This is a genomic window from Streptomyces sp. NPDC058650, assembly GCF_042717315.1.
Taxonomy (GTDB): Bacteria; Actinomycetota; Actinomycetes; order Streptomycetales; family Streptomycetaceae; genus Streptomyces.
Genome location: NZ_JBHXRL010000014.1, coordinates 195,155 through 204,441 on the forward strand (window position 1 = coordinate 195,155; position 9,287 = coordinate 204,441).

Below are 9,287 nucleotides of genomic sequence, written 5' to 3' on the forward strand. Positions count from 1 at the left end.
ACTCCGCCTCCGGCGGCCTCAGGGGCCCCCGCCACGCCCTTCCCGGGGAACGCCGAAAGGCGACCACCCACAAGGGTGATCGCCTTTCGGTGCTCCCGCGTTACACGGGGGCAGGAGTCAGCTACAGCGACTCGAAACGGTCTTACTTGACCGTGACGGAGGCGCCGGCGGCCTTGAGGGACTCGGCGGCCTTCTCGGCAACGTCCTTCGCGACCTTCTCGAGGACGGCCTTCGGGGTGCCGTCGACGAGGTCCTTGGCCTCCTTGAGGCCCAGGGAGGTGAGCTCGCGCACGACCTTGATGACCTGGATCTTCTTGTCGCCGGCGCCCTCGAGGACGACGTCGAACTCGTCCTGCTCGGCCTCGGCCTCGGCGGCAACCGGGGCGCCCGGGCCGGCAACGGCGACGGCCGCGGCGGCGGTGACGTCGAACTTGTCCTCGAACGCCTTAACGAACTCGGAGAGCTCGATGAGGGTCATCTCCTCGAACTGGGCGAGGAGGTCGTCCTGAGAGAGCTTCGCCATGATGGGCGATCCTTCCACTAATTCGGCAGGTGCCGGATGTATGTAGAGGCGGGCGTAACGGCCCGCTGAGACCCGCGCGCTAGGCGGCGCGGATCAATGCGCGAGCCGAATTACTCGGCACCGCCCTGCTCGGCGAGCTTGACGCGAAGCGCCTCCGCGGTGCGGACGAACTTCGACGGCAGCGCCTGGAAGAGCGAGGCAGCCTGAGACTGCTTGCCCTTGAACGCGCCGGCCAGCTTGCTGAGCAGAACCTCGCGGGACTCGAGGTCCGCAAGCTTCTTGATCTCATCGGCGGTCAGCGCCTTACCGTCAAGGACACCGCCCTTGATGATGAGATTCGGGTTCTCCTTGGCGAAGTCACGAAGACCCTTCGCCGACTCCACCGGGTCACCGGTGATGAAGGCGGCGCCCGTCGGACCGGTGAACTGGTCGTCGAGCGAAGTGATCCCGGCCTCGTTGGCCGCAATCTTGGTCAGCGTGTTCTTCACCACGGCGTACTGGGCGTTCTCACCGAGCGAACGACGCAGCGTCTTGAGCTGCGCAACGGTGAGACCCCGGTACTCGGTCAGCACGACGGCGTTCGAGCTCTGGAACTTGTCCTTGAGCTCGGCTACCGCGGCAGCCTTGTCGGGCCTTGCCATGAGCGTCGGCCTCCTTCCGGGTGATGGGACCGCGCGGAAGGGGCTGAACAAAACAAAACGCCCCGGCGCAGGCGCCGGGGCTTGGCTCGACCGCATCACGAAGATCCGGGAACTCATCCACAGTCACCTGCGCGGGTCGTTCGCATCTCAGCGAATCCTTCGGCCACCGCACCCTGGTGGGAGCAGCGACGACCAGCGGTCTTTGGCTTCTGTGGAAGCGTACGTGACGGGGTGCGGTTCGGGCAAATCAGCCCTGGCCGAGGCCCTCGCCGAGCTCCTTGAGCATCTTGAACAGGTCCACGGTGTCCTTGGCCGGCGGCGCCTGGACGGTGGCCTGGGTGCCGTAGTCGCTGTAGTCGGCCCGCATCTTCATCGCGCCCTCGGCCATGGTCATGCCGACGTCCATGCGCGCCGGGAAGCCCGCGTCGTTGACCCAGACCTCGGTGTCGTACCCCTTCATGCCCATCTTCTTCACGTTGGCGATGAGGGTGTCGTGGTCCTCCTTGGAGAGGAGCTTCGACGACTCGTTGGCGGCGAGCATCTGCTCGACGGTGAGCGTGCCCTTGTAGTGCTGGGTCTCCATGCCGTTGATCTTCTCGGCCCCGACGTGCTTCAGGTTCGGGGAGTCGAGGAGCAGCGCGAGCTGCTGGGACGGGTCCTGGTTCATGCTCTCCAGGCCACCGGTCATCTGCTTCTGGAGCGCCTTGTCGCCGGCGGCGTCCGCGGCCGCCTTCATGTCCAGCTTCATCCAGCGCTTGCCGTCCATCTCGGCGGCCTGCTTCGCGCCCATGTCCAGGTACATGACGTTGTCGACCATGAGCATGCGGACCTGGTCGGGGGCGGCGGGGTCGCCCGCGGTGAGCATGGAGCCCTTCACGGTGATGTCCATGACCGCGGGGTCCCAGCCCTGGACGCCGGTCATCTCGGCGGTGCCCGAGTCCGCGCCGACGCCGGTCATGCTCATCGTCATCTTGACCTTGGCGGCCTTGGCGGCCGACGTCTTCTCGTACGCGGCCTGGATGACCTTCGTGACGTCCCCGCGGTTCTGCACCTCGGCGCCCGCCTTGGCGTCCCCGCCGTCCTGACAACCCGCGACACCCACCACGACGGCCGTGGCCGTCAGGGCGACGCCCGCGCGCTTCCATGCGGACATGTTCATGAGCGTTCCCCACCCCTTGTTAAGCCTTTACGGTTCCTTGAACCGTAACAAAGAACAGGCCCTCGCCTCTCCGGGGAGAGGCGAGGGCCTGTCGACCACTCAGTGAACCGGTGAGGTTCAGACCGCGGCCGGGTCCTCCTCGACGAGGAGGTTACGGGTGCGGTTGGAGTCCAGCGGGATGCCGGGGCCCATCGTCGTCGCCAGGGTCGCCTTCTTGATGTAGCGGCCCTTGGCGGCGGACGGCTTCAGACGAAGGATCTCGTCCAGGGCCGCGGCGTAGTTCTCGACCAGCTTCGTCTCGTCGAAGGAGACCTTGCCGATGATGAAGTGCAGGTTCGAGTGCTTGTCGACGCGGAACTCGATCTTGCCGCCCTTGATCTCGTTGACAGCCTTCGCCACGTCGGGGGTGACGGTGCCGACCTTGGGGTTCGGCATGAGACCACGCGGGCCGAGGACGCGGCCGAGGCGGCCGACCTTGCCCATGAGGTCCGGGGTGGCCACAACGGCGTCGAACTCGTTCAGGCGGTTGCCCTTGGAGATCTCGTCGATGAGCTCGTCGGAGCCGACGATGTCGGCGCCGGCGGCAATCGCGGCCTCGGCACGGTCACCGGTCGCGAAGACCAGGACCCGGGCGGTCTTGCCGGTGCCGTGCGGGAGGTTCACGGTGCCGCGGACCATCTGGTCGGCCTTGCGCGGGTCGACGCCCAGGCGGAAGGCGACCTCGACGGTGCCGTCGAACTTGGTGGCGGCGGTGTCCTTGGCGAGACGGACGGCCTCGAGGGGGGCGTAGTTACGCTCCCGGTCGATCTTGGCGTCCGCGCTGCGGAGAGCCTTGCTGCGCTTCACTTCTGCTCCTGTTGGTTCAGGTATGGAGTCGTGGTGCGGGCCGCGCAGGCCCTACCACTAGGTCACGAGGGGGGTGATCAGCCCTCGACCGTGATGCCCATCGAACGGGCGGTGCCGGCGATGATCTTCGACGCGGCGTCCAGGTCGTTGGCGTTCAGGTCGGGCAGCTTGACCGTGGCGATGTCGCGGACCTGAGCGGCCGTGAGCTTCGCGACCTTGGTCTTGTGCGGCTCGCCGGAGCCCTTGTCCACACCAGCGGCCTTGAGGATCAGCTTCGCGGCCGGCGGAGTCTTGGTGATGAAGGTGAAGCTGCGGTCGTCGTAGACCGTGATCTCCACCGGCACGACCATGCCACGCTGCGACTCGGTCGCGGCGTTGTAGGCCTTGCAGAACTCCATGATGTTGACGCCGTGCTGACCGAGCGCGGGGCCGACCGGCGGGGCCGGGTTCGCCGCACCGGCGTTGATCTGGAGCTTGATAAGCCCCGTGACCTTCTTCTTCTTGGGAGGCATTGCTCTCTCCGGGTCCTAGTGAGAGTGTTCAGCCCGCCTTCCGGTCATCCGGATGCAGGCATACCGCACAACGATAACGGGTATCGAAGCGCGGCTAAAAACCGAGCAGGTCAGAGCGGCTGTGAGAGCCACTCTGACCTGGTCGGAAGACGGTGAGATCAGTTCTTCTGGATCTGGTCGAAGCTCAGCTCGACCGGGGTCTCGCGACCGAAGATCTCGACGAGGCCCTTGACCTTCTTCGAGTCCGGGTTGATCTCGTTGATCGTGGCCTGGAGGGTCGCGAAGGGACCGTCCGTGACCGTGACCGAGTCGCCGACCTCGAAGTCCAGAACCTGGACCTCCAGCTTGCGGGCGGGAGCGGGCTTGCCCTCGGCCTCGGCGGCCTCGCGGGCGGCCTTCTCCTCGGCCTCCGGGGCGAGCATCTTGACGATCTCGTCCAGGGTCAGCGGGTACGGGTCGTAGGCGTTGCCCACGAAGCCGGTGACGCCGGGGGTGTTGCGGACGACGCCCCAGGACTCGTTCGTCAGGTCCATGCGGACGAGAACGTAGCCGGGAAGCTTGTTCTGCTTGACGTTCTTCCGCTCGCCGCCCTTGATCTGGACGATCTCTTCCTCGGGGACCTCGGCCTGGTAGATGAAGTCCTCGACGTTGAGCGAGACGGCACGCTGCTCGAGGTTGGCCTTCACGCGCTTCTCGTAGCCGGCGTAGGTGTGGATGACGTACCACTCGCCGGGAAGGGTGCGGAGCTCCTCGCGAAGCGCGGCGACCGGGTCGACCGGGGCGGCCGGCTCGGCCTCCTCCTCGGTCTCGTCCTCGGCGTCCTCGGCCTCGACGGACTCCTCGACGTCGGAGTCCTCGTCGTCGGACTCCTCGACGTCGTCGGACTCCTCGACGGAGTCCTCGGTCTCGTCGGCTTCCGCCTCGTCCTCGTCCTCGACGTGGACAGCGGCTTCCTCGGCGGCCTCGCCAGCAGCGTCGTCAGCAGCGTCGGCCTGGTCCTCGTCGGCGGCCTCGACGATGTCCAGCTCGTCCTCGACGGACTCGGACTCGACGGCGTCGTTCAGGTTCGCGTCAGACACGGTGGCTGCTTCTTCCTGCGATACAGATGGGGTGGAACAAAAAGTCAGCCGAAGACGTACTTGACTGCTTCCTGGAAGCCATAGTCAATCACGGTGACAAGGCCGATCATGATGACGACGAAGATAATCACCACAGTGGTGTACGACGTCAGCTGGCTACGAGTGGGCCAGACGACCTTGCGGAGCTCCGCCACGATCTGGCGGTAGAAGAGCGCGAGACGGCCCAGGGGGCCCTTCTTGCCGCGCTTGCCGCCCTTGCGGGCCTTCTTCTTGGACTCAGAGGCCTCGTCGTCGGCATCAGGCATGTCGATGGAGCCTACGGCGTCCGTCACGATCTCTCACCTGATTCCGGGTCGGCCGTGCCGCGCCCGGGATGGAGCCGCACGGCGGTGCAATGAAGTACGTACATGCGCACAACACCTGGCGGTGTGTGTAGCAGGGCCGGAGGGACTTGAACCCCCAACCGCCGGTTTTGGAGACCGGTGCTCTACCAATTGAGCTACGACCCTTTGTTGGTGTCCCTCAACCTACCGCATCGTGAGATGTGGTCGGTGCGGGCCAACGAGCAGTGAGCATACGTGGTGATGGGGGTCCGCGTCGAACAGAAACCACGCCGACCTGCCCTCGGACGGGCGTACGACCGGGAATGACCATTCCTGTCCGGTCCGTGAAACCTGTGTGCCGGGCCCTGACGAGGTCTGGGACGATGGGCCGTATGAGCGCTGCTACCCCTCCCACCGAGCGTCGGGTCTCCGCCCGCATCGGTGCGATCTCCGAGTCCGCCACCCTCGCCGTCGACGCCAAGGCCAAGGCCCTCAAGGCCGCCGGACGCCCGGTGATCGGCTTCGGCGCCGGTGAGCCCGACTTCCCGACCCCCGACTACATCGTCGAGGCGGCCGTCGAGGCTTGCAGGAACCCGAAGTTCCACCGCTACACGCCGGCCGGCGGTCTGCCCGAGCTGAAGGCCGCGATCGCCGCCAAGACGCTGCGCGACTCGGGTTACGAGGTCGACGCCTCCCAGGTCCTCGTGACCAACGGCGGCAAGCAGGCGATCTACGAGGCCTTCGCCGCGATCCTCGACCCGGGCGACGAGGTCATCGTCCCGGCGCCGTACTGGACGACGTACCCCGAGTCGATCCGTCTCGCGGGCGGCGTCCCGGTGGAGGTCGTCGCCGACGAGACCACCGGCTACCGGGTCTCCGTGGAGCAGCTGGAGGCCGCGCGCACGGAGAAGACCAAGGTCGTCCTCTTCGTCTCGCCGTCCAACCCGACCGGCGCCGTGTACCCCGAGGCCGACGCCGAGGCGATCGGCCGCTGGGCCGTCGAGCACGGCCTGTGGGTCCTGACCGACGAGATCTACGAGCACCTGGTCTACGGCGACGCGAAGTTCACCTCGCTGCCGGCGATCGTGCCCGAGCTGCGCGACAAGTGCATCGTGGTCAACGGTGTCGCGAAGACGTACGCGATGACCGGCTGGCGCGTCGGGTGGATCGTGGGCCCGAAGGACGTCGTGAAGGCCGCGACGAACCTCCAGTCGCACGCCACGTCCAACGTGAGCAACGTCGCGCAGATCGCCGCCCTCGCCGCCGTCTCGGGCAACCTGGACGCGGTCGCGGAGATGCGCACCGCCTTCGACCGCCGCCGCCAGACCATCGTGCGGATGCTGAACGAGATCGAGGGCGTGTACTGCCCGACGCCGGAGGGCGCGTTCTACGCGTACCCCTCGGTGAAGGGGCTGCTCGGCAAGGAGATCCGCGGCAAGCGCCCCGAGACCTCCGTCGAGCTCGCCGCCCTGATCCTCGACGAGGCCGAGGTCGCGGTCGTCCCCGGCGAGGCCTTCGGCACGCCGGGCTACCTGCGCCTGTCCTACGCGCTCGGTGACGAGGACCTGGTCGAGGGCGTGTCCCGGATCCAGAAGCTGCTCGCCGAGGCGACTGCCTGATCGCGTGACCTGATGGGCCCCCGCTCTTCGGAGCGGGGGCCCGTTTTTGCGTTCTAGCAAGGTCCCGATCGGGGAAACGGGGTGCCTTCGTCCATTCGGGTGCGGCAGTATCAGTCGATGGAGCACGTTTCACGCGACATCACCTTGCTGCCCAAGGCCCATCTGCACCTGCACTTCACCGGTTCGATGCGGCCCACGACGCTCATCGAGCTGGCCGACAAGTACGGCGTCCATCTTCCCGAGGCGCTCAGCAGCGGGACGCCCCCGAAACTACGGGCGACCGACGAGCGCGGCTGGTTCCGCTTCCAGCGCCTGTACGACATCGCGCGCTCCTGCCTGCGCGAGCCCGAGGACATCCGGCGGCTGGTCCGCGAGGCCGCCGAGGAGGACGTCAGGGACGGCTCCGGGTGGCTGGAGATCCAGGTCGACCCCACCTCGTACGCCCCGCTGCTCGGCGGGCTCATCGCGGCCATGGAGATCATCCTGGACGCGGTCGACGCGGCCGCCCGGGAGACCGGGCTCGGGATGCGCGTGCTCGTCGCCGCGAACCGGATGAAGCATCCCCTGGAGGCGCGGACGCTCGCCCGGCTCGCGGTGCGGTACGCGGACCGGGGCGTGGTCGGCTTCGGGCTCTCCAACGACGAGCGGCGGGGCCTGGCGCGCGACTTCGACCGGGCGTTCTCGATCGCCCGCGACGGCGGTCTGCTCGCGGCCCCGCACGGCGGGGAGCTGACGGGCCCCGCCTCCGTACGGGACTGCCTGGACGATCTGCGGGCCTCGCGCGTCGGCCACGGGGTGCGGGCGGCGGAGGACCCCCGGCTGCTGCGGAAGCTCGCGGAGCGCGGGGTGACCTGCGAGGTCTGCCCCGCGTCGAACGTGGCACTCGGGGTGTACGAGCGGCACGAGGACGTACCGCTGCGGACGCTCTTCGAGGCGGGTGTGCCGATGGCGCTGGGCGCCGACGACCCGCTGCTCTTCGGGTCCCGGCTCGCGGCGCAGTACGAGATCGCCCGCCGGTACCACGGCTTCACGGACGCGGAGCTGGCGGAGCTGGCCCGTCAGTCGGTGCGGGGCTCGGCGGCCCCGGAGGGCGTCAGGGCGAAGCTGCTGGCGGGGATCGACGACTGGATCGCCGGCTGAACCGTGGACCGACCCTCTAGCCGATCCCGCGCATCAGCGTGCGCGCGATCGAGCGGGCGAAGTCGTCGAGCGGCCCGGGGCCGTCCTCGGTCATCTCGTACGCGAAGGCCCGCTGGACGCAGGCGCCGAGGAGGAGCGCGGCCGCCGCCCGCGGGTCGGCGTCGGCCCCGACGCGGCCGAGGCGCTGCTCGGTGCGGAGGTAGGCGGTGAGCCCTTCGACGGGCTTGTGCGGGCCGGCGCCGAGGCGGCGCATGCCCTCCTCGTGGCGGGCCTTGAGCTGCGGCTCGGCGTAGAGCGAGGCGGCCATCGGAAAGCTCTCCTCGTAGAAGAGGGCGGCCTGCCGGGCGATCTCGGTGAGGTTCTCCTCGACGGTGCGGCTGCCGGGGTCGGCGGCGAGGGCGGCGAGCAGCCCGCCGAGCCGGGGCAGCCGTTCGTCGAGGACGGTCAGGAAGAGCTCTTCCTTGCTCGCGAAGTACTTGTAGAGCGCCGCCTCCGAGCAGCCTGCCGCCTTGGCGATCTCCTTGGTCGTGGTGCGGGCGAGCCCCGCCGTCCGCATGAGGTCGCGCGCGGCGTCGACGATCCGTACGCGGGTCGGCCTCTGTTCCATGCATCCTCCAGCCACGCTTGACGCGTGAGTGAGTATCCACCCACCCTGGGGGTGAGTGAACACTTACCCACCCCGGGAGGGTGCGACATGAAGCTCACTGTCTTCGGCGCGACCGGCGGCATCGGCCGGGAGATCGTCCGCCAGGCACTGGCCTCGGGCCACGAGGTGACGGCGGTGGTGCGGGACCCGGCGCGGCTGGCGGTGACCGGGGAGCGGCTCGTGGTCCACCGGGCCGACCTCGCCGCCCCGGAGACGCTGCGCGCGGCCGTCACCGGCCGGGACGCCGTGCTGTCGGGCCTCGGCGCCCGCGGTCGCGCTGACGCGGCCACGGGCGTGGCGGCCCGGCTGACGCGCTCGGTGCTCACGGCGATGGAGGCGGAGCGGGTCCGGCGGCTCCTGGTGGTCAGCGCGGCGCCGGTGGGCCCCGCCGCGGCGGGCGACGGGGTGCTCGACAAGGCGGTCCTCGCGGTGATCAGCAGCGTCCTGAAGGACGTCTACGCCGATCTGCGGGTGATGGAGTCCGCGCTGGCGGCGAGCGGCACGGACTGGACCTCGGTCCGCCCGCCGAAGCTGACCGACAAGCCGCTCACCGGCCGGTACCGCACGGTCGTCGGCGGCAATCCGCCCCGGGGCCGCACGCTGGCCCGCGCGGACGTGGCCCACGCGATGCTGGCGATGATCGACGCCCCGGCGACGGTCAAGCAGGGCGTGGGCGTCGCCTACTAGGGTCTGTCGTTTGGATCAGGCCGGATCAGGGAGCGGCGTCTGGTGGCGTGCATCGCAAGGCGGAGGAGGGAGTCGACGCGGTGGGGGTACCTCCCGTGCCCGAAGGGCTACG

11 protein-coding genes and 1 tRNA gene are annotated in these 9,287 nt (G+C 68.7%); 3 read left to right on the top strand and 9 right to left on the bottom strand.

Annotated features, from left to right (window positions below; all coding sequences use genetic code 11):
- Window positions 1–142: 142 nt before the first annotated feature.
- From rplL to ACFWWU_RS24680, 8 genes are all read right to left on the bottom strand, one after another.
- Entirely contained in the window at window positions 143–523 is a 381-nt protein-coding gene (gene rplL, locus ACFWWU_RS24645; protein ID WP_384147967.1) for a 50S ribosomal protein L7/L12, read from the bottom strand.
- A 110-nt stretch (window positions 524–633) separates the two neighbouring features.
- The gene (gene rplJ / locus ACFWWU_RS24650; RefSeq protein WP_329621733.1) at window positions 634–1,164 is read right to left on the bottom strand and encodes a 50S ribosomal protein L10; all 531 of its coding nucleotides are present in this window, start codon (window positions 1,162–1,164) and stop codon (window positions 634–636) included.
- A gap of 247 nt (window positions 1,165–1,411) precedes the next feature.
- On the bottom strand, window positions 1,412–2,323 hold the full coding sequence (locus ACFWWU_RS24655) for a hypothetical protein (RefSeq protein ID WP_384147968.1): 912 nt from the start codon (window positions 2,321–2,323) through the stop codon (window positions 1,412–1,414).
- Window positions 2,324–2,440: 117 nt separating this feature from the next.
- Window positions 2,441–3,169: a 50S ribosomal protein L1 gene (rplA, locus tag ACFWWU_RS24660; protein ID WP_384147969.1), complete on the bottom strand. Its 729-nt coding sequence runs from the start codon at window positions 3,167–3,169 to the stop codon at window positions 2,441–2,443.
- Between the two features lie 77 nt (window positions 3,170–3,246).
- Complete coding sequence (rplK, locus tag ACFWWU_RS24665) at window positions 3,247–3,681, bottom strand: 50S ribosomal protein L11 (RefSeq protein ID WP_206959477.1); 435 nt, start codon at window positions 3,679–3,681, stop codon at window positions 3,247–3,249.
- Window positions 3,682–3,839: 158 nt separating this feature from the next.
- Entirely contained in the window at window positions 3,840–4,760 is a 921-nt protein-coding gene (gene nusG, locus ACFWWU_RS24670; protein WP_384147970.1) for a transcription termination/antitermination protein NusG, read from the bottom strand.
- Window positions 4,761–4,804: 44 nt separating this feature from the next.
- Complete coding sequence (secE, locus tag ACFWWU_RS24675) at window positions 4,805–5,092, bottom strand: preprotein translocase subunit SecE (protein WP_024755368.1); 288 nt, start codon at window positions 5,090–5,092, stop codon at window positions 4,805–4,807.
- Window positions 5,093–5,196: 104 nt separating this feature from the next.
- Window positions 5,197–5,269 (bottom strand) — tRNA-Trp (locus tag ACFWWU_RS24680).
- A 206-nt stretch (window positions 5,270–5,475) separates the two neighbouring features.
- Between ACFWWU_RS24680 and ACFWWU_RS24685 the strand changes: the two genes are divergently transcribed.
- Both ACFWWU_RS24685 and ACFWWU_RS24690 read left to right on the top strand, forming a co-directional pair.
- Window positions 5,476–6,702: a pyridoxal phosphate-dependent aminotransferase gene (locus ACFWWU_RS24685; protein WP_329621736.1), complete on the top strand. Its 1,227-nt coding sequence runs from the start codon at window positions 5,476–5,478 to the stop codon at window positions 6,700–6,702.
- Window positions 6,703–6,819: 117 nt separating this feature from the next.
- Window positions 6,820–7,842, top strand: a complete 1,023-nt coding sequence (locus tag ACFWWU_RS24690; RefSeq protein WP_384147971.1) for an adenosine deaminase — start codon at window positions 6,820–6,822, stop codon at window positions 7,840–7,842.
- Window positions 7,843–7,858: 16 nt separating this feature from the next.
- On the opposite strand, the gene ACFWWU_RS24695 is transcribed toward ACFWWU_RS24690, so the two are convergent.
- Complete coding sequence (locus tag ACFWWU_RS24695) at window positions 7,859–8,449, bottom strand: TetR/AcrR family transcriptional regulator (protein ID WP_384147972.1); 591 nt, start codon at window positions 8,447–8,449, stop codon at window positions 7,859–7,861.
- A gap of 87 nt (window positions 8,450–8,536) precedes the next feature.
- Here ACFWWU_RS24695 and ACFWWU_RS24700 point away from each other — a divergent pair, with 87 nt between their 5' ends.
- Window positions 8,537–9,175 (top strand): NAD(P)-dependent oxidoreductase, encoded by a 639-nt coding sequence (locus ACFWWU_RS24700; RefSeq protein ID WP_384147973.1) that lies wholly within the window; start codon window positions 8,537–8,539, stop codon window positions 9,173–9,175.
- Window positions 9,176–9,287 lie beyond the last annotated feature (112 nt).